Genomic DNA, 21,579 nt, shown 5'->3' with positions numbered 1-21,579 from the left:
GCAATAAGGAATGAAAGTAAGCAGCTATCAGATGTTCTGGTTGATCAGTATTTCATCCATTATTATGTTCTCCTACCTTCCTATCCGTTTAGCTGCAGAGGAATCACTTCAGGATAGTTGGATATCCATTCTATTAGGCACCATGATCATGATGACCGAAACCTGGGTGATTCTCCGTGTATGTAAACAGCATAAAGACAAATCGGTAGTTCATTTCGTTAAAGATCTGTTTGGTACCGTGTTAGGTAAAATAATCGTCACCGTTTACTTTTCCCTTTGGTTCATGCAGATGTCTTCTGTCGTAGAAGGTACGGTTGAATTTCAAAACTTAGTCATGCTCCATAACACACCGATGATCGTCATATTAATTTGTCTATTGTTTCTCATTGCTTGTGTCGTTTGCAAAGGCGGGCTTACCGCGATTAGCCGTTGCGCAGAGATCATTGGTCCGATCTTTGTCTTTATTTATTTCGCCATCCTGTTTCTGAATCCTCAGGAAATGAATTTAAACCGTATTCTCCCCATCTATGCCGACTCCGGGTGGCATCACATTCTGAACGGCGCACTGCTATCGTGCAATTACATGGTCGATCCCTCTATTATCCTGATGTTGTTCTACTTCGCGGAGAACAAACGAACCGCCTCACGGGCCATTCTCTGGGGCACAACTGTCTCCATGTTCTGGGGGTTATTAACAACACTTGTCGTGCTATCGGTTACAGGACCCTTCTTAGCCGCTCAGCTCGTGATTCCTGTATATTCCCTTACAAAGTTTGTCTACATCCTCAATTTCGTGCAAAATATCGACGCTTTCTTTATTCCTTTATGGTTGTTTGGCGCATTTATTAAGTTATCGATTGCGATGTTCATCCTTAGTTTTGGATTATCGGAATGGACCGGTTTCAAGAATTGGAAGCTAATTACATGTGTGTTGACCTTCATTCTACTGGGAATTGTTATTTATAGCACGCACCACATTCAATTTGCGAATACAACCAGGAATACATTTCTGATCCGGTACTTCTACCCCTCCGCTTTCCTAGGCATTCCGTTAATATTCTGGATGATCGGCAGCATAAGACAGAACCGTAGAACGTAAAAACAGGACGTACCGATGTTAAACGATACGCCCTGCTTTATTGTTACTTCTACACGGCTAAATGCTGAAGCTTGTCGGGATTCCTCAGTACATATAAATTTCGGATGACATCCCCTTCAACATGGAGCATCACCACGGTATGGATTCCTTCATCTGAACGAAGAATAATCGCTGGCTGCCCGTTTAGCCCAGCCACCTCAACAATCGATCCTTCAAACGCCTTATGAAGCGGTTTACTGAGAAACTTAGCCACAATATCTCTTGATGCAACCGGTTTGACGACCGCAGAAACCTTGCCTCCTCCGTCTGAGACAAGCACAACATTCTGATCGAGCATGGACAGGATTTCATTGAGGTTCCCTTGTTTAAGCGCTGCTATGAAGCCATGTGCCCATTTATCATTAGCTGCCTCGGGTTGAACGAGCTCTTCGGAGGAAATCCCCATCTTCGCCCTTGCGCGGCTAAGAACTTTGCGGCAATTCACTTCGCTCTTCTCCACCAACTCCGCAATTTGAGGAAACTCAAACCCAAGTGCCTCGCGTAATACGAACACAATGCGTTCCGTGGGAGCTAACCGTTCAAGCATAACAATCATGGCATAGGATAAGAGCTCATCACGGGCAACCGATTCCATTCCATCATCATAAGAACTGACTAACGGCTCCGGCAGCCATTCTCCAAAATATTGTTCTCGCTTCTTGCGAGCGGATTTCTGTAAATCCCTACAGCGATTCGTAACCATTTTGCATAAATAAGCTTTGGGCTGTGTCAGCTTCTCCGGTGGAATTTCATATACCTTCATAAATACATCCTGCACAGCATCCTCAGCATCGGAAACGGAGCCGGTCAGCTGATAGGCGAGTTTAAACAGCAATCCCTTGTACTGCTCATACAATTCCTGCATCCTAACACTTCCATTCATAATCCTTACCTTCTTAAAGCACAGAAAAAGGCCATTACATATAACGAGATACAGATGCAAATTGTGACAAGCTATTTGGGCAGGTTTTCAAATTCTATAGCATTCATTTGGTACTTAGCTTTTCCTTCATGCATGTTAATATGTATGTCGAATTTCAATTCCGATCCTTGTCACAGAAAATAATGCAGCCTCGTTATATGTTCGAAGAGCGGTTGAGACATACTAAACCGAACTTACAAAACCAGTAAAGCGAGGAATTAACGACTATGAGTCAACGTATAAATTACATGCAGCAATCACCGGAATTTTTCAAGCAATTGATGAATCTAAGCAATGCCGAGAAAACAAGCGCCATCGAAGAGTCCATTCTCGATCTCGTTCATATCCGTGCATCCCAAATGAATGGTTGCGGCTTCTGCCTTGACATGCATGCCAAGCAAGCAAAGATCAATGGCGAAAGAGAGCTTCGTCTGTATCACTTGTCCATTTGGAGAGAATCCACGTTGTTCTCGCCGCGTGAACGCGCAGCGCTGGCATGGACTGAAATTCTGACTAAGCTTCCTGAGCATGGTGTTTCTGACGAGGTGTATAATCGCGTTCGCGAGCAATTTTCGGAGAAAGAGCTTTCTGATCTGACCTACTCAGTTATGGCTATCAATGCCTGGAATCGCATCAACATCGCATTTAAATATGTGCCTGGCTCGGCTGATACTGCATTTGGTTTGACTAAAGCCGGCTTGAACTAACTGAATCAGCTATAATTCGAATAGATATTGCAAAAGAGCTCTTGAATGATTCCATTCAAGAGCTCTTTATTTTACAAAACGATCGCACAATCTCACCATGAGCCTGACAACGCTAACAAATTGCCCTGGTGCAGCCAAGCACTAAATCGTGGCAAGATCAGCAGCTACCCAGCTCTTGCTTTCCGCATCTGTAATATGTTCCACATAATCATTCGCTTGCGCTAACGCCTCATCCTTTTGCGACGAATCACCGAGTACCGAGTAAGCCCGCGCAGCCGCTTCAAAACCATAAGCCATGTAGAAGGCATCCAGTTCTGCTTCGGCGCTGACTTTCAGGCATTTGTTAGCGTAATCCAGCGCCTGACTACCCTGTCCGATAACCGCGTAAACGCGAGCCAGCTGCCAGTAGCCGACAGATAGATTCGTTGGTGTATGCTCCTCAACCTGCGTCCAATGCCAGAATGAGCTGTGGCACAGATGCACCATCTCTTCGCTCTCCCGCTCCGTTCGTTCTTCCTTACTAAGCAGATCCCAAACTTTGTTGAAGCATGATGAAGCTAACTGTTTATGAGTCAGAACGTCCCTCTCCCTCTCCCGTTTACCGATATTCCGGCGGCGTTCGTCTTGCGACATTCGTCAGAATGGCCGCTTCGATGACCGCTTTGCGAACCTGGATCACGACCTGCTCGTTGAAAATACTCGGAATTATGTAGTGCTCATTGAGCTCGCTGCTCGAAACGACCGATGCGATCGCTCTTGCCGCCGCCAGCTTCATCGGTTCATTGATTCTTCTTGCCCTGCAATCGAGCGCTCCGCGGAACAATCCGGGGAATACGAGCACATTGTTGATTTGATTCGGATAATCACTTCGGCCCGTTGCAAATACCGCCACATGCGGAAGCGCCTCTTCCGGCGTGATCTCCGGCTCCGGATTAGCCATCGCGAACACGATGCTCCCCGGCGCCATTCGTTTCACATCTTCCTCACCAAGCACGCGCGCACGTGATACCCCGATGAATACGTCGGCACCAGCGATGACTTCCTTCAACGGGCCGCTATTGGTTTCCACCTGCGGCTGCTCCGAGAGCCATTGCCACATCGGGTGATGCTCGTATGATCCGCCGCGAATAATGGCACCGTCACGGTCAACCGGGACGAGCCGCTTCACACCGGCTTGCAGCAGCATTTTGCAGATCGAAACGCCTGCCGCGCCAATGCCGTTCACGACAACGCGAATATTCTCGATCCGTTTGCCTACTACCTTAAGCGCGTTCAGCAATCCTGCAATGACGACAACGGCTGTACCGTGCTGATCGTCATGGAAGACCGGAATATCCAGCTCATCGGCGAGCCTGTTTTCGATTTCGAAGCAGCGCGGAGAACTGATATCCTCCAGATTGATGCCCCCGAAGATGGGACTCATCACTTTAATTGTCCGAATGAGCTCCTCCGTATCCTTCGTATCCAGACAGATCGGGAACGCATCAACGCCTGCGAGCTGCTTGAACAGCATCGCTTTCCCTTCCATTACAGGTGCCGCGGCATAGGGGCCGATATCACCGAGACCTAGTACGGCAGTTCCGTCCGTGACGACAGCTACCGTATTTCGTTTGATCGTAAGCGAATAGGCTTTCTGCGGATTCTCGGCAATTGCCGTACAAACACGCGCCACTCCCGGCGTATATACCTTCGATAGATCATCGCGATTCTTGATGGGCAGCGTCGGTTGAATGGTGATTTTCCCGCCCAAGTGAACTAAGAACGTACGGTCCGACACGTTGATAACGGTGATGCCGTCCAGTCCACGCAGCGCATCCACCATGACCGATTCATTTTTATCCGAGAGATCGACAGTTATATCACGTGTTGACGTGTCATGACCCGGGCGGATAACGTCAATCGACGTAATATCCCCGCCCGCCTTGCTGATGGTTGCGGCTACATCGCCGAAGGTAACTTTCTTATGATCGAGCTCCAACCTGAAAATAATGCTAGTTTGTGCCATCTTAGACCCAACCTCTCCATCTTACGGCTTCTGCTACTCGCTTTAATCCTACCATATAGGCGGACAGCCTCATATCTGTCTTCTTCTCTTGGGAAGTGCGGTACACATTATTGAACGCATCCACAAGAATCTTCTTCAGACGATCATTAACTTCTTCCTCTGTCCAATAGTATCCCTGATTATTTTGTACCCATTCGAAATACGATACAACCACGCCGCCTGCGCTTGCCAATACGTCAGGAACAATCATGATGCCGCGTTCGGTCAAAATCTGAGTAGCCATATGGGTCGTTGGCCCATTTGCCGCTTCTACAAGCAGTTTCGCTTTAATGAGATGTGCATTGTCTTCCGTAATTTGATTCTCGATTGCCGCCGGAATTAGGATATCGCAATCTTGAATCAATAATTCCTGATTCGTAATGCGATTCGGGAATAGATTGGTGACACAGCCGAATGAATCGCGGCGGTCCATCAGATGGTCGATATCAAGGCCCTCCGGATTGTAGAGCGCACCGGCCGCATCCGAGATACCGACGATCGTTGCACCGGCATCATGCAGAAATTTCGCCAAATAGCTTCCGGCATTACCGAAGCCTTGGATGATGACGCGAGCCTTCCGAATCTCGATTCCAAGCACTTTAGCCGCTTCATACATGACGATGCTCACGCCGAGCGCTGTCGACGACTCACGGCCGATCGAGCCGCCAAGGACAAGCGGTTTCCCGGTAATGAATCCAGGGGAATCAAACTCACGGATGCGGCTGTACTCGTCCATCATCCACGCCATAATCTGCGAATTCGTAAATACATCCGGCGCAGGGATATCCTTCGTCGGTCCAACAACCTGACTGATCGCTCTAACATAACCCCGACTAAGTCGTTCCAATTCACCGAAGGACATCGTACGCGGATCACATTGAATGCCGCCTTTGCCGCCGCCATACGGCAAATTCGTAATGCCGCACTTGATGCTCATCCACATCGACAGCGCTTTCACTTCCTCCTGCGTAACATCCGGGTGGAAACGAACACCGCCCTTAGTCGGACCAACCGCATCATTATGCTGCGCCCGGTAGCCAGTAAACACTTTCACCTTGCCATCATCCATCTTCACTGGGATGCGAACGGTTAGCTGACGCAGCGGCTCCTTAAGCAGTTCGTAGAAAGCGCTCTCATATCCAAGCTTAGTTAAAGCCGTTTCAATGACTTGCTGCGTTCTTGCAAGTACGTCTACATTTTCTTTGACCTTATTCATTTGTATAGGGCCCCCTCAGGTGGATGTGAAGATAGATGGAATGATGGCTTGGCGTTGGCGCGAATAAATAGAGAACGGCCCTCCAAGCCATTCGCAATAGAGGGCCGCAAAGTTCATTAGATTTTGCGGGAAGTCAGTTTAGCTTGTGTGAAGAGCAGCAGATAATCATAGCCGCCTGCTTTGGAATCCGTACCGGACATATTGAAACCGCCGAATGGATGAACACCTACAAGTGCGCCCGTGCACTTACGGTTGATATAGAGGTTACCGCAATGTACCGTTTCCAGAGCTTCAGCAATTCGATCTTCGTCTGTTGAGAAGTAAGATCCTGTCAAACCAAACTCCGTATCGTTGTACATCGCGATCGCTTCCTGCCAGTCTTTCGCTTTAGCAAGCGCAAGTACCGGCCCGAAGATCTCTTCTTGCATGATTCGCGCTTTGCCGCCTACATCGCCGAACACAGTTGGTTGGATGTAGTAGCCGTTGCCTTCTGCTTTATCGCCGCCAACAAGCAGCGTGCCTTCTTGTTTACCCACTTCGATATAATCAAGAATACGGTCGTAGGACGTTTGATCAATAACCGGACCTGCTGCAAAATCATGCTCTTGCAGACCCCACTTCAGCTTCTTCGTCAATTCAACAACTCGTTCAGCCACTTGATCGTAAACCGATTCCACGATAACCGCACGCGAGCCGGCCGAACACTTCTGTCCTTGGAAACCAAATGCAGACGCAACGATTGCTGCTGCCGCTGCTTCCAGATCTGCCGTTTCGTCGACCACGATACCGTCTTTGCCGCCCATTTCAGCGATGACGCGTTTGATCCAGATTTGACCCGGAACGGTATCAGCTGCCAGCTTATTGATCCGAAGACCGACTTCTTTGGAGCCTGTGAAGCTGATGAAACGCGTTTTCGGATGCGTCGTCAAGTAGTCGCCCACTTCAGCGCCGCTGCCCGGAATGAAGTTGATTACGCCTGCCGGCAATCCTACTTCTTCCATAAGAGCAAAGAATTTATGCGCGATAACCGGCGTTGTGGATGCCGGTTTAAGCAGCACTGTGTTACCCGAAACAACAGCTGCTGTCGTCATACCCGCGCAGATCGCAAGCGGGAAGTTCCATGGTGGAATAACAACACCAACGCCAAGCGGAATGTATGTGATTTGGTTATCTTCGCCCGGAATCTTCGTAAGCGGCTGCGTTTCGTTCGTGTTGCTCAAGCGAATCATCTCGCGTCCGTAGAACTCCAGGAAGTCGATTGCTTCTGCTGTATCCACATCAGCTTCTACATAGTTTTTGCCGGACTCAAGAATCATCGTTGCAGAGAATTCATGCTTGCGCTCACGCATCAGATGCGCTGCTTTGAATAAGTACTCGGCGCGTTCGCGGGCAGGTACTTTCTTCCATGTTTCGAATGTAGTCAATGCGGCTTGCATCGCTTGTTCAGCAAGCTTCTGATCCGCTTTGCTCACATAACCGATTACTTCGTCTATATTACCGGGGTTGATCGACGTGATTTTAGCTTCCGTCTCGATCTTCTCGCCGCCGATCGTAAGCGGATAATGACGACCCAATTCAGATTTCACCTTGGCAATTGCCGTTTGCATGGCTTGCTTATTCTCTTCAAGTGCAAAGTTCGTAAACGGCTCGTTCGCATATGGTTTCACTTCTGTAAATGTCTTCATCATGGTCAGGCTCCTCTCCCGGATACGGGTCTAATGTAGTCGTAAGGTTATTATTTACTTAAACATGTTCTTGAGAACGAACCAAACATTGGCCGGACGCTCAGCCAGGCGGCGCATGAAATAACCGAACCAATCGACGCCATAAGGCACATACACACGAACACGGTAGCCTTCTTGCACGAGCTGCTTCTGAAGATCCTCGCAGATCCCATACAGCATCTGGAACTCGAAGCGCTCCTTCGAGATGCCTTCCACTTGAACGAATGCTTTCGTAAAATCAATAATGGCCGGATCATGGCTGGCAACTGCGGTGTAATTGCCGTTCTTCATATGCTGCTGGATAATCCGTTTCAGGTTATCATCCACATCTTTCTTCTCTGGGAACGCCACATCAGGCGATTCCTTGTATGCACCCTTCACGAGACGCAAATTCGCGCCAAGCGCATTCAGATTCTGAATATCTTGCTCGGTCCGGTACAAATACGCTTGAATAACAATGCCGACATTGTCGAATTCCTTGCGAAGCTCCTCATAAATATCGAGCGAAACTTGGCAATGCGCGTAATCTTCCATGTCAATGCGGACAAAATTATTATGCATCCGAGCACGAGTCAAAATCCGTCTCATGTTGCTCGTGCAAAGCTCGCGGCTGATATCCAGACCTAGCGAGGTCATCTTCAGCGACAGATTGGAAGTAACACCGGAGCTTGCGATCGCATCAAGTGTCTGAATACACATATCAGCGGACTCACGTGCCTCTTCTTCGCTAAACACAAATTCACCCAAATGATCCAGCGTCGCAATACGACCATCATCATTGAGTTTACGTACGGCATCGATCGACTGTTTAATCGTCTCGCCTGCAACGAAACGGGCTGCGCCAAAGCGAAGACCATATTTCTTAGCTAAACGGTTGGCAGATCGGCTCTTGCCCAATGCTTGAAACATATTTCGAAGCATCATTTCCATGCGATCAAGTCCCCCCTGTTGAGTTGCACAAAGTTGTTCATTTCACTACAGAGAATTATACACTCGAATTGATGTTTTGAACAGTATTTGTTCAATAAAAGTGTTCATCCAATGTTTTGAACAACTGTACAACCTTCTCTGAGGGCAATTCGGTTGAATAAGTTCGACAAAGTATGGTAAATTTGAGTCATCTTACGCCATAGCGAGGGCTGTTATGTTCAAAATTGAACAACTACCATTGAACAATCAAGTGATGTTTCTGCCTGGCGCAGCGACAGTGGAACAACTGCTGCAACCCTTAAGAGAAAACAAAGCCGTCATTCTTGCTATTAAGGAAGACATCAAACAAGCTGTCTTGGTCATTCCCGAAGACCTGGCTCTCTTGGAGAGTGGACTTCTCAGCAATCACGCTTCAGCACCGGAGCTGTTCGGCGAGAACCCGTGGTTCCGTTCTGCCCTCTGCGACGTAGCGAATGACAACTTTAACTTATTCCCCTTGTCGACGAATCGTCCGGTTCTTCTTCGCGAAGCAAACGGTACAATTCTGGGCTATATTCATTTGCCCGATCTAATCCGTCATCTCCACTCCGAGCAGCAGCGCTGGGAAGCTTATTTCAATACGCTCTCAGAGACGGTTACGGAAGCCGTTACGGTCGTCGATCGAAGCGGCGAGGTCATCTGCTGGAACCCGGTCGCCGAAGAAATCTATAACTTACCCAAAGCCGACATTCTCGGAAGGCGCATCGGCGAACATTTCGAAACCGAAACCCTTATGGTATTGAAAATACTCGACGAAGGCAGAATGATTCGCAACACCTATCATCGGCCGCGCGAAGATACACATGTTCTAATTAATGCCGCTCCCATTCGCGATTCTCAAGGCGTGATTATTGGCGGCATCGCAGCCGAGCAGGAAATTACGCAGCTCGTTAGACTTAATGAACAATTGAGCTCCGCGCATACCTTCTCGCATCTGCAGAAATCGGCTGATACGGAACTGTACTCCCTCATGAAAGGCAAAGGGCCTGCCATCGGCAAAGTCATGCAGTGGGCGAATAAGGTCGCAGCTACTGACACCCCTGTTCTGTTGATCGGTGAAAGCGGCGTAGGTAAGGAACAGCTTGCTCAAATTATTCATAATTCCGGACCGCGTGCCGATCACGCGTTTCTGTCCGTGAATTGCGGCATCGTCCCGATGGGCCTGCTCGAAACCGAGCTCTTCGGTTTCCAAGGCGGGGCTTTCAGCGGTGCGGAAGCCGGGGAAGCCGGCAAACTGGAGCAAGCTAAGGACGGAACCTTATTCATTAATGAAATCGACCGTCTATCCCTAGAGCTGCAAGCAAAGCTGTACCATTACATTTCGCAGCAAACGATTACCCGCACCGGAGGCAGCAAACCGATTGCCCTGCGAACGCGAATTATTGCGGCATCGACGACTGATTTGGCGGCTAAAGTAGCGGGGCAGCTTTTCCGGTCCGATTTGTATTATGCGCTGAATGTCGTCTCTCTCTCCATCCCGCCGCTGCGGGAGCGGCCGGAAGATATTCCGGCGATGCTGCAGATGTACTTGAAGCAGTTCTCCCTGCATTATCAGAAGCCGCTGCCTACGCTGTCACCGGAAGTGATGCTCGCTTTTGCTAACTATGACTGGCCGGGCAACATCCTTGAGCTGCGCAATGTCATTGAACGCTGCATCATACTAAGCGATGAAGACACCCTTACATTAGAGCACTTGCCCGCAGCACTCCAAGCAAGACAGCCAAGTTTGGCTCATACCCGCAAGGAAACCGACTCCGTTACTACCGATGGCGAGAAACGATTAAAGGCGGGCAGCACCAACGAAGAAGAACAGCTGCTCATTCACGATGCGCTGGCCAAGACCGCCGGCAATAAGAGCGCCGCGGCTAAGCTGCTCGGCGTATCCCGCGGGACGCTGTACAACAAGATGAAGGAATTCGGTCTGGAATAATGAGAAAAGCCGTTGCGAGCGATCCGGGGATCGTTGTCGTAACGGCTTTTCTTCGCTTGCATCAAATAATTCGTTTACCGAGTAAGGAAGCGATAAGTCCAATAGCAAGGCGAGCTGTGCGGCGGCTTTCATCCATCATGCCGTTCACTTCAACGACGTCAATGGAGATAATGCGATTCGATTCTGCAAGCAGCTCACAGGCAAAATGAGCTTCACGATAAGTCAATCCACCCGGAACTTGCATGCCGACTCCAGGTGCTTCCATCGGATCGAGGCAGTCTGCGGAGAAGCTTACATGGATGCCGTCCGTGCCTTGTCCCGCAATTTCAACTGCCTTAGCAATCACCTTCTCAATGCCCATCCGATCAATCTCATGCATCGTGAACACTGTGATCCCTTCGGACAGAATGAGTGCGCGCTCTTCCGGTTCTACTTCACGGACTCCGATGAGGACTACATTTTGTTTCTTAATCGCAGTCGCGGATACGCCGCTCGTAATGTCGGCAAGTGTAAGCTTAGCTTTGCCAAGCGCGACGGCAAGTGACATCCCGCCCATCTTGCCTGTCGGCGTGTTCTCTTCCGTGTTGAGTCCTGCATGCGCATCGAAGTAGATGACACCAACGCTTGCGATTTCCTTCGCAAGACCTGCCAATGCTCCAATCGTTACGCTGTGGTCTCCGCCAAGCACGAGCGGAATGCTGCCTTTGCTCACTTCCTGAGCGACGATATCTGCTACTTGCCTGCTCATTTCCTTCACTTCATGCAGATGCTTGAGGCTTGAGTCCTTGGCTGACGCCGCTGTCGGCTTCTGTGGACACTTCACTTTGTAATCGCCCGTGATTTCGTAGGCTGTTTTGCGAAGCTGACGCAATAATCCGACCTGCATCATGCTTTCCGGTCCTTCTTCAGTACCCGGACGTCCCGCTCCGAGTCCGAAAGGCACCGCAATCAGACTCAGTTTCTTCTTGTTCCCTGCTTGGTTCAGTTCTGCCATCGTGGCCACCATCCTACTCGTCGTTTACGTGCTAATTGCCGGCATCCGCCGGTTTAGAAAAGCTGTTTGATGCGCGTGATCGCCCAATCCAGCTGATCTTTCGTAATCGTAAGCGGAGGCGCGAAGCGAATGGTCGTTTCATGCGTTTCTTTGCACAATAGACCCAGCTCCTTCAGCTTCTCGCAATAAGGCCGAGCTTCACCGTGCAGCTCCAGACCGATAAACAGACCGCGTCCGCGTACTTCTTTAATAACCGGATTCGCAATCTGACGAAGCTGCTCCAGGAAATAAGCACCCAGCTCATTCGAGCGTTTCACCAGCTCTTCATCCTGAAGCACGTCCAGCGCAGCGATCGCTACCGCGCAGCCGAGCGGGTTTCCGCCGAAGGTCGAGCCGTGAGAACCTGGGCTGAATACTCCGAGAATTTCTTCGTTTGCCGCAACCGCCGAGATCGGGAACACTCCGCCGCCAAGCGCTTTACCCATAATGTACATATCAGGGATAACGGATTCCCAGTCGCATGCAAACAACTCGCCGGTACGGCCAAATCCCGTCTGGATTTCGTCCGCCACGAGGAGCACATTGTTCTCCTTGCAAAGATCTGCAGCAGCCTTTAGGAAACCTTCCGAAGGTATTATAATACCGGCCTCACCTTGAATCGGCTCAACCAGAAACGCTGCCGTGTTCGGCGTAATTGCTGCTCGCAGTGCATCGAGATCGCCGTAAGGAATGATTGTAAAGCCCGGTGTAAAAGGTCCGAACCCTTCCTTATATTCCTCCGAGGAAGAGAATGACGTGACCGTAATGGTCCGTCCGTGGAAATTGCCTTCACACACGATAATTTCCGCTTGATCTGCAGGTACCTTTTTCACGCTGTACGCCCAGCGACGAACCGCTTTAAGCGCTGTCTCAACTGCTTCCGCGCCTGTATTCATCGGCAGAATCATGCTCTTGCCGGTTAGCGCAGTCAGCTTCTCGTAGAACTCGCCAAGCTGGTCGTTATGGAACGCGCGCGAAGTAAGCGTCACTTTGTCTGCTTGTTCCTTGAGCGCCGCAATGATGCGGGGATGACGGTGTCCATGATTCAGTGCCGAATACGCGCTCAGCATATCCATAAACTTATTGCCTTCCGGATCTTCCACCCATACGCCCTCTGCCTTCGAAATCACAATCGGCAGCGGATGATAGTTCGGGGCGCCGAAGCGCTCCGTTTGTTCGATAATGCGATTAGTCACGGTACCCATACTGGCACTCTCCCTTACGATGTCTCTTACAGCATATGCGGTTATAGAATACGTTCGCCAAACACCGATCCGATCAATTCCACTGCAGCCATTGCCGTCTTATTATGCTGATCCAGCATCGGATTCACTTCAACGAATTCCGCAGACACCAGAATATTCCGTTCGAAGAGCAGCTCCATCGCAAAATGGCTCTCTCTATACGACATCCCGCCTGACACCGGCGTACCAACGCCAGGCGCTTCAAACGGATCCATGCCGTCAAGGTCCAAACTTAGGTGGACGCCGTCTGTGCCGTTCGTCACGATCTCCATAGCCTCTTCCATGACCTGCTTCATCCCATTGCGGTCAATGTCGTGCATCGTGAAGACGCGAATTCCTTTCTCCTTCAGAAAAGCACGCTCACCCGGATCGATCGACCGCGCACCGATAATGACAACGTTCTCCGGATGGAGCTTCGTCTCGATACCGCCAATGCTTACAAGATCAGGATGCCCGTAACCGAGTACGGCTGCCAAGGACATGCCATGGATATTACCGGAACTCGTCGTTTCTTGTGTATTCACGTCCGTATGGGCATCAAACCAAATGACGCCTAGCCGTTTCACATGCTGCAGGACGCCTTTAATGGTTCCAATCGCGATGCTATGATCACCGCCAAGAACGAGCGGGAATTGGCCTTTACCCATTTCAGCGGAAACTTGCTCGCACAGCTCCGTGTTGACGCGTACGATTTCGCTCAAGTGCTTCAATTTCTCCCCTTGTTTAGGTGCTTCAAGCTTGCGTTGTACGCTAAGATCGCCGAGATCCTCAATGTTAAAGCCCAGCGCTTTCAACCGTTCATGAAGATTCGCGCCTCGAATCGCATCCGGGCCCAAGTCGACACCTTTGCGATCTGCACCATATTGCAGCGGCACACCGATAATGGAAATGTTGTTGTTTTTCACCGCGTTCATCTGCTGCACTCCTTCCATATCTTCAAGTATGTCCATTGTAGCATAGCGATTTTTATTGAAAAAATTGAAATCCTTAATGATTACAATTGAGAAAACCTATGTATTATTATGCACGGAGTTGCTTCGGCGCGTTGGAGGGGACTTGGCGTGGGGGGTTCCGACCGTTTCTTGTACTCGAATTAATTTGAACCATACCCTGCGGATATTATTCGAGTACAAATACGGACGCTGGCGCTTCTCCACTCCCCCACACCCATCCCCTCTTCTGTGCGACTTCGTCTCGTCCGTGCAACTTTTTGAAGCGAAAAACCTTCAATCCATTTATGACTTTGGATTGAAGGTTTTGGGGTAAGATCTATTAGTCCCACTCTTTCCAGATTCGCTGAACGATTTCGGAGAAGGATTGGATGTTTTGTTCGGTGATCCGTTTCTTGAGGATGACCATGGAGGTTTCGATTTTGCCGGGAAAGCGGTGGATTTCGGCTAGCGTGCCTTTGCGCAGTTCGTCTTCGACGAGTGCAGAGCCGAGTAATGCGGTACCGGTATGATAAAGCACGGTGCGTTTGATCGTTTCGTCGGTGACGCATTCGATATATTTATCAGGGGTGAAGCCGTACTCCTGCAAGCATTCGTTCACGAGCCGCTGAATATTAGATCCGGATTTGTATGTAATAAACGGATACGTTTCGAGCAGTGTGCGCGTATCGTGTTTCTCGAACAGTTCTTTGGTCGTGACGAGTACGAGATCTTCTTTACCCAGCGGCATAAGCTCCATCTGCTGGGAATCGCAGGGACCAGCGATAATGGCAAGATCCGCTTCGTTCGTGGCAACCTTCTTCATGGCATCATTGCTGTCGCACGAGAACAGCTGCAGCTTCACCTTCGGATTTTGCGAAATATAGGAATGGATGATAAGCGATAGATACTGCGTACAATAAAATTCAGGCGCTGCTACGGTCAGTAAGCCGTGCGGGTTATCCAGTTTGCGAAGCTCCGCTTCCATCTCGTCCATCAGCGCGAACGTCTGATCGACGTAATGCTTAACAAGCTTACCTGAAGGGGTAAGATACGTCTTCTTCCCGACACGATTCAGCAGAGTTACGCCAAGCTCGCTCTCGAGCGATTGCAGCTGCAACGTAATGGTCGGCTGTGTGTAGCCGAGCAGCTGGGCTGCTTTTGTAAGATTAAGGGTATCCGCAACTACTTGGAAGGTCTTATATTTCTTAAAATCCATGCGATAATCCGCCTTTGTCAAGCCATAATGACTCATTATAGAGGGGAACGCAAAGAAGGGCAAGCACGGAGGCAAGCCCTTCTACTCTACGGTATTGTTCAACTATTACACGAGGTCCATCCAGATGTCATCCTCTTGCTCGTTAAACCGAATCTGCAACTCACGATCCTCCAGATACCACAAATTATCCGATTCCATAAAGAACGTAATGCCTTCCACAACCTGATGAAGCCCCGGTTCTCTTGGTTCATCCTTCATAATGCCGAGTGAATAGCCTGGTTGAACACTGCCGCTGCCACCTAAACGAACGAAAATACGCAATTGATCGCCATCCGACAATTCCATTTCTCTGATATACCAGCGTGCGGCCGATTGTTCTACCATTATCCTCATCGCTTCCATCTCCTCATTTTGGATACGGTTACATGTTATATATACGCCGTCCGGCCCGCTTTTACCTCTTTGTTCAATAAGAATCAATTCATGCCTATTTCTACCTACAACCCTTTTGTTCGCTCCTGTTTCTGACGTTTAAGCCGCAGATAGGCAAGCACCGCCAGGTACACAAGCAATGACAGCCATATGACAAGAATCGTCAGCTTCGTACTTCCGGGTGGCTCGCCGCTTTGTACGTCTGCCGCTATCTTCACATCTTCTTCCGGGCTAGGCGTAACAGAAGCAACGGACACTGGAAGTTCAGGCTTGACTGGTTCCATTGTACCAGCATCTACCGTCCCAATCGAGCTTTGTACCAAAACATTTCCTTGGGAGGTTACGGTAATTGCAGGTGTTTCTCCTTTGGGGAGAACTGCCCACATCGGTTCAGCAGCTACGAATTCGGCGGGTGAGCTGCTTGTGAACGGATAGGATTCATTGGCTGTAATCAGCTGCCTCAGTTCAAAATGCGCAAAGCCATAATCGAGCAAACTGGTCATATCTTTATAGACGGCTGTTTTGGAAGGGGATTTCAGAATAACGCCGATCAGCTCCATACCGTTACGTTTCGCCGAAGTGACAAGCGTGAAGCCGGATGCTTCGGTATACCCGTTCTTGATTCCCGTCGTACCTTCATAATCTTTGAGCATTTGGTTGTGGTTAATGAGCGATGAGGTCCACTCTTTACCTGCCCAAGGCATTCGTTTTGTCGCGACGATTGTGCGGAACATCTCGTTCTGCATCGCATATCTGCTGATTCGAGCCATATCAAGGGCTGTTGTAACCTGCGCTTCGTCCGGCAGGCCGCTCGGATTGACGAAATTGGTGTGCTCCGCGCCGGCTTTTTCTTTGACAAATGCATTCATGCGTTCTGCGAATTTGGCCTTGGACCCATCTATATATTCAGCAATCGCCGTAGCCGCATCATTGCCGGAATTCATGAGCATGCCATAGAGCAGCCTTTCCAGAGATACCTGCTCGCCTTCAGCCAGATAAATGCGCGTTCCCTCTTCGCCCCGAGCTTCCTTCGACACGGTCACCAAGTTTGATAAAACGCTTTCATACTCTAAAGCGACAATGCCTGTTACGATCTTCGTAATACTTGCCGGAAACTGCTGTTTCTCGGCGTTCTTGCTAAACAACACGGTTCCGGTTTGAGCGTCCATAAGAATAGCCGATTCAGAGGCTAAGTTGGGCTCAGCCTGTACAGCCTCTTCTGCATAGACTGGAACAGCAAAACAGAAAACTTGTATGAGAAGAAGCAATGCGCTAATGCGCTTAATGCTGTTGTGTGCCATGTCAGCAAATGACCTCCCGTTACGCTCGAAGCCTACATCTGCTACTAACGTACCATCTGGAAAGGCTCTACTTCAATTATTATTTTGTGGGATCTGACAAAAGCTACGGATGATCGGTTTGACAGCCCGTCAGGTTCAACCTATTCTAAAGGCAAGATCCCATAAATCGACGGTGCAGAGAGGGTTGACTCCATGAATGAATATCGTGTAAAAGGACTCTCATGTGTTAGTTGTACATTAGAGCTCGAACGACAGATTCGTAAGCTTGAGCATGGTAATGAAGCCTCTCTGAGCTATACATCGGGCAAACTCAAACTCCCTCCTCTCGTTTCTCTTCAAGCTGTGGAGAAGCTGCTTAAGGAAGAGCGAGCTTTTATCGTGCAAGAGGTTGGCGAGAAGCATGCGGAGCATAGGCATGAGCATGAGCATGAGCATGAGCACGAGCACGAGCACGAGCATAAGCACAGGCACGAACATGGGCATGAGCACGAGCACGAACATGGGCATGAAAAAGTAGCTGGCCATGAGCACCATCCAGATCATGATCGCGGCGAATCACAAGAGCACAAAGGTCATCATCACGCCCATAGTCACGGACCTGATAGTCACCACAATCACGATCACGACCACGATCACTCTCACGCTCATGGTGGCAGTTTACTTGAAAACAAAGGCCTCCTTGCAGCGGCGGTGCTGTATGGCGTAGCATTTTTTGCACAGGAGCATTGGATTTCCGGACTCATCGTTGCGATTTATCTCATATCGATTGTTTTGAGCGGCTACACCACGTTCATGCGAGGTCTCCGTAACTTACTCAAACTTAGGTTCAATATTGACACGTTAATGACCATAGCGCTGATTGGCGCGATTGGCATCCAAGAATGGAAAGAAGCTGCCTTCGTTTCACTGTTATTTGGTATCAATGAATGGCTGGAAGGGATCGGCATGGAGAAGGCGCGCCGGTCGATGTCCGCATTGCTTGATTCGGCTCCTAAGGAAGCTTTGATGCTGGTCAATGGCACCGAGAAGCTTGTACCTATCGCTTCCCTTCGTCCGGGTGATCTCGTCATTGTGAAACCGGGCTCTCAAATCCCATCCGACGGTAAAGTTGCCAGCGGCCGAAGCTCTGTCAGTGAGGCGGCCATTACCGGTGAATCCCTTCCTGTAGATAAAACAATCGGGGATCAGGTTTTCGGCGGCAGCCTAAATAACGAAGGTGTGCTTCATATCGAAATCGAGAAAGCATACAATGACTCGTCGCTTGCGAAGATTTTGCATTTGGTCGCCGAAGCGCAAGAAACCAAGACACCGACGGAGCTGTTCATCAACCGCTTCTCTCGCATCTATACGCCGATCATTATGATCATTGCTGCTATTGTCATATTGCTGCCGCCCCTCTTCTTGGATGGCTCCTGGAGCAAATGGCTGTATCAAGGTTTGGCCGTACTAATCGTCGGTTGTCCGTGCGCGCTGATACTCTCCTCGCCCATTGCGATCATCTCGGGTATAACCAGAAATGCTCGTAACGGGATACTCGTAAAAGGAGGCGTATACCTAGAGCAGCTCGGCAAAATCACCATCCTAGCGTTCGATAAGACCGGTACACTCACCAAAGGATTTCCTGTCGTTGAGGAAACAATCGTCTATGACGAGGAACGTTTCTTAACGATTGCCGGAACGATTGAACGCAGTTCATCACATCCGTTAGCCAAAGCAATTATGAAAGCTGTCACCGATCTTGAAGCTGAACTGTTAAGCGCTGAAGAGATCGAGACATTACCTGGTCGTGGGGTAAAAGCTGTTATCGCGGGCCAAACCTACTGGCTCGGCAATGAACATACGCTCGCACATCTGTTTATCCAACAGGAAGTACGTGAACAATTAACAGAGCTCAAAGATCGCGGACTGACGGTCGTGCTCGTTGCAGATGCTTCGAGCGTGCTCGGTATATTCGGGATTGCCGATGAGATACGCGAAGAGAGCGCCGCAGTCATTAATGCGCTGCATCGCCTTGGGATTAAACGCACCGTGATGCTGACCGGCGATCACGCCATCTCCGCTAAGAAAGTAGCACAGCACATCGGAGTAACGGAGTACCGCGCAGAACTGCTGCCAGAGGATAAAGTAACCCAAATCAAAGAGCTCGCTGGAGATGGCCGTGTCGCGATGATTGGAGATGGCATTAATGATGCACCTGCATTAGCCTTCGCTACTCTAGGCATCGCGATGGGCAAAGGGACGGACAGCGCCGTTGAGACCGCAGACATTGTACTGATGCAGGATCACCTTGGAAAACTGCCTGATGCGATAAGAGTTGCCAAACGAATGAACCGTGTCATTTACTTCAACATTTCATTCGCGCTTGGCCTGAAGTTAATCGCGTTGCTGCTAACCATTCCGGGTTGGCTGACCTTATGGATCGCCATCTTATCCGATATGGGCGCTACAATCTTCGTTACGCTTGTCAGCTTAACGATCCTGATTGGCGCTGATAAGCCAATAGAACCATCAAAAAAGCTGAGACACGGTTAGCCGTATCTCAGCTTTTTTGATGGTTGTGAGCTTAGTGCATAGCCTGAAGCGCATCGTCGACTTTTGAAGATATCTGTACAGCTTCATAGGCGGTTAATTGATTATTGTCGATGACGCATCGATGCTCGAAGCATGTTGCTTCAGTCAAGACTGCTGGTAAGTATTTAGGTATGATGACGCCTACGCCGGGATTACCTTTGTTCAGCACCCACGACTTTTCCTTCCACTCCAACAAACCTTCATCAATTCGAAGCGGAGTGCTAAGTTTGATATGCTCCGGTACCGATACACGGAACACATACATTCCACCGAAATCTACGTGATCCACGTGCCATGTCACGATTCCGCAATACCGGAAGTTCGTGAGATGCAGTCCCGTCTCTTCAATAACTTCCCGTTCCACACCTGCAAGCGGCGCCTCCCCCGCTTCAAGCTTCCCGCCTACGCCGTTCCACAGCCCCATCGCAGGAGGTCGATCCCGATTCAACAGAAGCAGCTTATCTCCTTGTTCGATAAAACAAATCGTATACTTGTACATCCCAAGCCTCCATATGATTGAGCTAATCGTTATGACTAGTTTAGCATGGGAAAGCAATACTGTGGCAGAGTTTTCAGCACTCTAACCATCCTGATTCCGCAGCAGCATCCTACCACCATCAGCTGGCATTCTCGGCTATCCGCTTATCACTCCTAACTAGCCACTTCTTGACCGCTTAAGCGGATATGTGGCTTAAATCACGCAAAATTCGTACAATCCGCGCCAAACTAGCACTTTCCTCTGACTTTAATCGGATATACCGCTCAAACCTCCTAAACCAGCCACTTCCAACCGCCGTAAGCGAAAATGCCGCTTATCGCACTAAAACTAACCATTTCATTCCTACGACATTGCACGCTTAAATGTACAAAAGATCCTTTAGGCCGCTGAGAGGCGGATTTTCCGACTCTCAGCATCATTTTTCAGTGATTTTACGACCGAGAGTCGGGTTTTCCGACTCTCGAGGCTTGGCAGTGGTTATGGTTGCGATCAGAGCGAGGCGAGGCCACCACTGAGAGTTCATTTTCGGAACGCTCAGCGCCGATATGAACTGTTTTTCTTGCCGAGAGTCCGAACTTCGAACTCTCAGACGCCCTCTTGCTAAACAGCGATCACGCTGCCGGCTTTCCAGCCCCACGCAAAAAAAGGCTGAACAGGAACCCCTTGTTCAGCCCCTGTTCAGCCCTAAGGCTACAAACTCTACACCCGTACATCCTGCGGATGGCCGGACTCCAACAGCGCGACGACGCTTGCGTTGGAATCGACCTGCGCCGGGCTCTTGCAGCCTGGAATTACGGCAGTCACTGCCGGGTTCTTTAGGCACCATGCGAGCGCCCATGCCGCCATATCGACGCCTGCCGGCACTTCTTCAGTCGCAATGCGCTGCACTTCCTGCAGCTTCTGCACCGTACTCTCGCGGTCGTGGCGATGACGCACATCCGTGACATCGAAGACGGCATCCGGCTTGTACTTGCCGCTGAGATATCCGCTCGCAAGTGGTACGCGTGCCAGAACGCCGAGGTCCTGTCTCAAGCAGGATGGGAATACTTCCTCTTCCGGCGCTTGGTCAAGGCGATTATAAACCACTTGTATTACCTTAGAGCCGACCTGAGTGGACGCATCTACCTGATGCACGTTACGGTTGCTGCCGATCGACGTGCCGAGGTGTCTGATTTTGCCGGCTTGTACCTGCTTGTCCAACACGGTCCACAGCTCGTCATTATCGAAGACGACATCCGGACCGGAATGGAATTGGTACAAATCTACGTAATCTGTCTGCAATGCGGACAGTGATGCATCAAGCTGTCTAATGACGTCTGCCGCCGAGAAATCATCTGTACGCGTGAAACGTTCATGGAAATGATGACCGAATTTCGTCGCAACAATCCAATCTTCCCGTTTGCGGCGGGATAAATAATCACCGATAAGGGATTCGGATAAATGATCGCCATAACATTCCGCTGTATCGATGAGGTTGATCCCAAGCTCTGCGCCGCGATCCAGAATCGCGTCCGCTTCAGCTTGTGTAAACGACTGTCCCCATTCACCGCCAAATTGCCACGTGCCGATTCCGATAACCGATACGTTCAAATCGGTTTTACCAAGTCTGCGATATTGCATGCTCATGTTACGTTTCGCCTCCAGTTTCCTTTTCTACTCCAACATTACTGTTCTAACATACGGAGCGGCATGAATCAAATC

General features: G+C 49.7%; 18 protein-coding genes. 4 read left to right on the top strand and 14 right to left on the bottom strand.

Annotation, left to right across the window (positions count from 1 at the left end; genetic code table 11):
- Positions 1-10 precede the first annotated feature (10 nt).
- A complete protein-coding gene (locus AC0YNS_RS09365; RefSeq protein WP_475780713.1) occupies positions 11-1,099 on the top strand; it encodes a GerAB/ArcD/ProY family transporter in 1,089 nt (362 codons plus the stop codon).
- A 49-nt stretch (positions 1,100-1,148) separates the two neighbouring features.
- On the opposite strand, the gene sigJ is transcribed toward AC0YNS_RS09365, so the two are convergent.
- Positions 1,149-2,003 (bottom strand): RNA polymerase sigma factor SigJ, encoded by an 855-nt coding sequence (gene sigJ / locus AC0YNS_RS09360; RefSeq protein ID WP_475781013.1) that lies wholly within the window; start codon positions 2,001-2,003, stop codon positions 1,149-1,151.
- A gap of 284 nt (positions 2,004-2,287) precedes the next feature.
- Here sigJ and AC0YNS_RS09355 point away from each other — a divergent pair, with 284 nt between their 5' ends.
- Positions 2,288-2,767, top strand: coding sequence for a carboxymuconolactone decarboxylase family protein (locus AC0YNS_RS09355; RefSeq protein ID WP_475780712.1), 480 nt, complete (start codon positions 2,288-2,290; stop codon positions 2,765-2,767).
- A gap of 141 nt (positions 2,768-2,908) precedes the next feature.
- On the opposite strand, the gene AC0YNS_RS09350 is transcribed toward AC0YNS_RS09355, so the two are convergent.
- The 5 genes from AC0YNS_RS09350 to AC0YNS_RS09330 form a co-directional block, all read right to left on the bottom strand.
- Positions 2,909-3,400, bottom strand: a complete 492-nt coding sequence (locus AC0YNS_RS09350; protein ID WP_475780711.1) for a hypothetical protein — start codon at positions 3,398-3,400, stop codon at positions 2,909-2,911.
- Positions 3,366-4,772, bottom strand: coding sequence for an NAD-dependent malic enzyme (locus tag AC0YNS_RS09345; protein ID WP_475780710.1), 1,407 nt, complete (start codon positions 4,770-4,772; stop codon positions 3,366-3,368). The genes AC0YNS_RS09350 and AC0YNS_RS09345 overlap by 35 nt, the downstream gene beginning before the upstream one ends.
- Before the next feature lies 1 nt (position 4,773).
- On the bottom strand, positions 4,774-6,027 hold the full coding sequence (locus AC0YNS_RS09340; RefSeq protein WP_475780709.1) for a Glu/Leu/Phe/Val family dehydrogenase: 1,254 nt from the start codon (positions 6,025-6,027) through the stop codon (positions 4,774-4,776).
- 116 nt (positions 6,028-6,143) lie between these two features.
- Positions 6,144-7,712 carry an L-glutamate gamma-semialdehyde dehydrogenase gene (gene pruA, locus AC0YNS_RS09335; protein WP_475781012.1) on the bottom strand — a complete coding sequence of 523 codons (1,569 nt, stop codon included), beginning with the start codon at positions 7,710-7,712 and terminating at the stop codon, positions 6,144-6,146.
- 54 nt (positions 7,713-7,766) lie between these two features.
- A complete protein-coding gene (locus AC0YNS_RS09330) occupies positions 7,767-8,681 on the bottom strand; it encodes a proline dehydrogenase family protein (protein WP_475780708.1) in 915 nt (304 codons plus the stop codon).
- A 214-nt stretch (positions 8,682-8,895) separates the two neighbouring features.
- Here AC0YNS_RS09330 and AC0YNS_RS09325 point away from each other — a divergent pair, with 214 nt between their 5' ends.
- Entirely contained in the window at positions 8,896-10,650 is a 1,755-nt protein-coding gene (locus AC0YNS_RS09325) for a sigma-54 interaction domain-containing protein (protein ID WP_475780707.1), read from the top strand.
- A gap of 61 nt (positions 10,651-10,711) precedes the next feature.
- Here AC0YNS_RS09325 and rocF (AC0YNS_RS09320) read toward each other — a convergent pair whose 3' ends face one another.
- The 6 genes from rocF (AC0YNS_RS09320) to AC0YNS_RS09295 form a co-directional block, all read right to left on the bottom strand.
- Positions 10,712-11,644 carry an arginase gene (gene rocF, locus AC0YNS_RS09320; protein WP_475780706.1) on the bottom strand — a complete coding sequence of 311 codons (933 nt, stop codon included), beginning with the start codon at positions 11,642-11,644 and terminating at the stop codon, positions 10,712-10,714.
- A gap of 53 nt (positions 11,645-11,697) precedes the next feature.
- Positions 11,698-12,888, bottom strand: coding sequence for an ornithine--oxo-acid transaminase (locus tag AC0YNS_RS09315; protein ID WP_475780705.1), 1,191 nt, complete (start codon positions 12,886-12,888; stop codon positions 11,698-11,700).
- Between the two features lie 41 nt (positions 12,889-12,929).
- Positions 12,930-13,841 carry an arginase gene (gene rocF, locus AC0YNS_RS09310; protein ID WP_475780704.1) on the bottom strand — a complete coding sequence of 304 codons (912 nt, stop codon included), beginning with the start codon at positions 13,839-13,841 and terminating at the stop codon, positions 12,930-12,932.
- A 358-nt stretch (positions 13,842-14,199) separates the two neighbouring features.
- Positions 14,200-15,075, bottom strand: a complete 876-nt coding sequence (locus AC0YNS_RS09305; RefSeq protein WP_090983712.1) for a LysR family transcriptional regulator — start codon at positions 15,073-15,075, stop codon at positions 14,200-14,202.
- A 105-nt stretch (positions 15,076-15,180) separates the two neighbouring features.
- Positions 15,181-15,468 carry a HesB/YadR/YfhF family protein gene (locus tag AC0YNS_RS09300; protein WP_090983714.1) on the bottom strand — a complete coding sequence of 96 codons (288 nt, stop codon included), beginning with the start codon at positions 15,466-15,468 and terminating at the stop codon, positions 15,181-15,183.
- Between the two features lie 104 nt (positions 15,469-15,572).
- The gene (locus AC0YNS_RS09295) at positions 15,573-16,808 is read right to left on the bottom strand and encodes a D-alanyl-D-alanine carboxypeptidase family protein (RefSeq protein ID WP_475780703.1); all 1,236 of its coding nucleotides are present in this window, start codon (positions 16,806-16,808) and stop codon (positions 15,573-15,575) included.
- 192 nt (positions 16,809-17,000) lie between these two features.
- Between AC0YNS_RS09295 and AC0YNS_RS09290 the strand changes: the two genes are divergently transcribed.
- Positions 17,001-19,340: a heavy metal translocating P-type ATPase gene (locus tag AC0YNS_RS09290; RefSeq protein WP_475780702.1), complete on the top strand. Its 2,340-nt coding sequence runs from the start codon at positions 17,001-17,003 to the stop codon at positions 19,338-19,340.
- Between the two features lie 31 nt (positions 19,341-19,371).
- Here AC0YNS_RS09290 and AC0YNS_RS09285 read toward each other — a convergent pair whose 3' ends face one another.
- Positions 19,372-19,878 (bottom strand): NUDIX hydrolase, encoded by a 507-nt coding sequence (locus tag AC0YNS_RS09285; RefSeq protein ID WP_475780701.1) that lies wholly within the window; start codon positions 19,876-19,878, stop codon positions 19,372-19,374.
- 699 nt (positions 19,879-20,577) lie between these two features.
- Positions 20,578-21,498, bottom strand: coding sequence for an aldo/keto reductase (locus AC0YNS_RS09280; RefSeq protein WP_475781011.1), 921 nt, complete (start codon positions 21,496-21,498; stop codon positions 20,578-20,580).
- Positions 21,499-21,579: the final 81 nt, after the last annotated feature.

The organism is Paenibacillus sp. J22FR21 (assembly GCF_056269135.1).
Note: the sequence above shows the minus strand (reverse complement) of the source record. Positions and strands in the feature narration are given on the sequence as shown.

Bases quoted from the DNA above. Each gene is read 5' to 3' on its own strand.
- AC0YNS_RS09280 (WP_475781011.1), bottom strand. From the start codon at position 21,498: ATGCAATATCGCAGACTTGGTAAAACCGATTTGAACGTATCGGTTATC.
- sigJ (WP_475781013.1), bottom strand. From the start codon at position 2,003: ATGCAGGAATTGTATGAGCAGTACAAGGGATTGCTGTTTAAACTCGCC.
- AC0YNS_RS09315 (WP_475780705.1), bottom strand. From the start codon at position 12,888: ATGGGTACCGTGACTAATCGCATTATCGAACAAACGGAGCGCTTCGGC.
- AC0YNS_RS09285 (WP_475780701.1), bottom strand. From the start codon at position 19,878: ATGTACAAGTATACGATTTGTTTTATCGAACAAGGAGATAAGCTGCTT.
- AC0YNS_RS09300 (WP_090983714.1), bottom strand. From the start codon at position 15,468: ATGAGGATAATGGTAGAACAATCGGCCGCACGCTGGTATATCAGAGAA.
- AC0YNS_RS09350 (WP_475780711.1), bottom strand. From the start codon at position 3,400: ATGTCGCAAGACGAACGCCGCCGGAATATCGGTAAACGGGAGAGGGAG.
- AC0YNS_RS09295 (WP_475780703.1), bottom strand. From the start codon at position 16,808: ATGGCACACAACAGCATTAAGCGCATTAGCGCATTGCTTCTTCTCATA.
- rocF (WP_475780706.1), bottom strand. From the start codon at position 11,644: ATGGCAGAACTGAACCAAGCAGGGAACAAGAAGAAACTGAGTCTGATT.
- AC0YNS_RS09330 (WP_475780708.1), bottom strand. From the start codon at position 8,681: ATGGAAATGATGCTTCGAAATATGTTTCAAGCATTGGGCAAGAGCCGA.
- AC0YNS_RS09325 (WP_475780707.1), top strand. From the start codon at position 8,896: ATGTTCAAAATTGAACAACTACCATTGAACAATCAAGTGATGTTTCTG.
- AC0YNS_RS09340 (WP_475780709.1), bottom strand. From the start codon at position 6,027: ATGAATAAGGTCAAAGAAAATGTAGACGTACTTGCAAGAACGCAGCAA.
- AC0YNS_RS09305 (WP_090983712.1), bottom strand. From the start codon at position 15,075: ATGGATTTTAAGAAATATAAGACCTTCCAAGTAGTTGCGGATACCCTT.
- pruA (WP_475781012.1), bottom strand. From the start codon at position 7,712: ATGAAGACATTTACAGAAGTGAAACCATATGCGAACGAGCCGTTTACG.
- AC0YNS_RS09290 (WP_475780702.1), top strand. From the start codon at position 17,001: ATGAATGAATATCGTGTAAAAGGACTCTCATGTGTTAGTTGTACATTA.
- rocF (WP_475780704.1), bottom strand. From the start codon at position 13,841: ATGAACGCGGTGAAAAACAACAACATTTCCATTATCGGTGTGCCGCTG.
- AC0YNS_RS09345 (WP_475780710.1), bottom strand. From the start codon at position 4,772: ATGGCACAAACTAGCATTATTTTCAGGTTGGAGCTCGATCATAAGAAA.
- AC0YNS_RS09365 (WP_475780713.1), top strand. From the start codon at position 11: ATGAAAGTAAGCAGCTATCAGATGTTCTGGTTGATCAGTATTTCATCC.
- AC0YNS_RS09355 (WP_475780712.1), top strand. From the start codon at position 2,288: ATGAGTCAACGTATAAATTACATGCAGCAATCACCGGAATTTTTCAAG.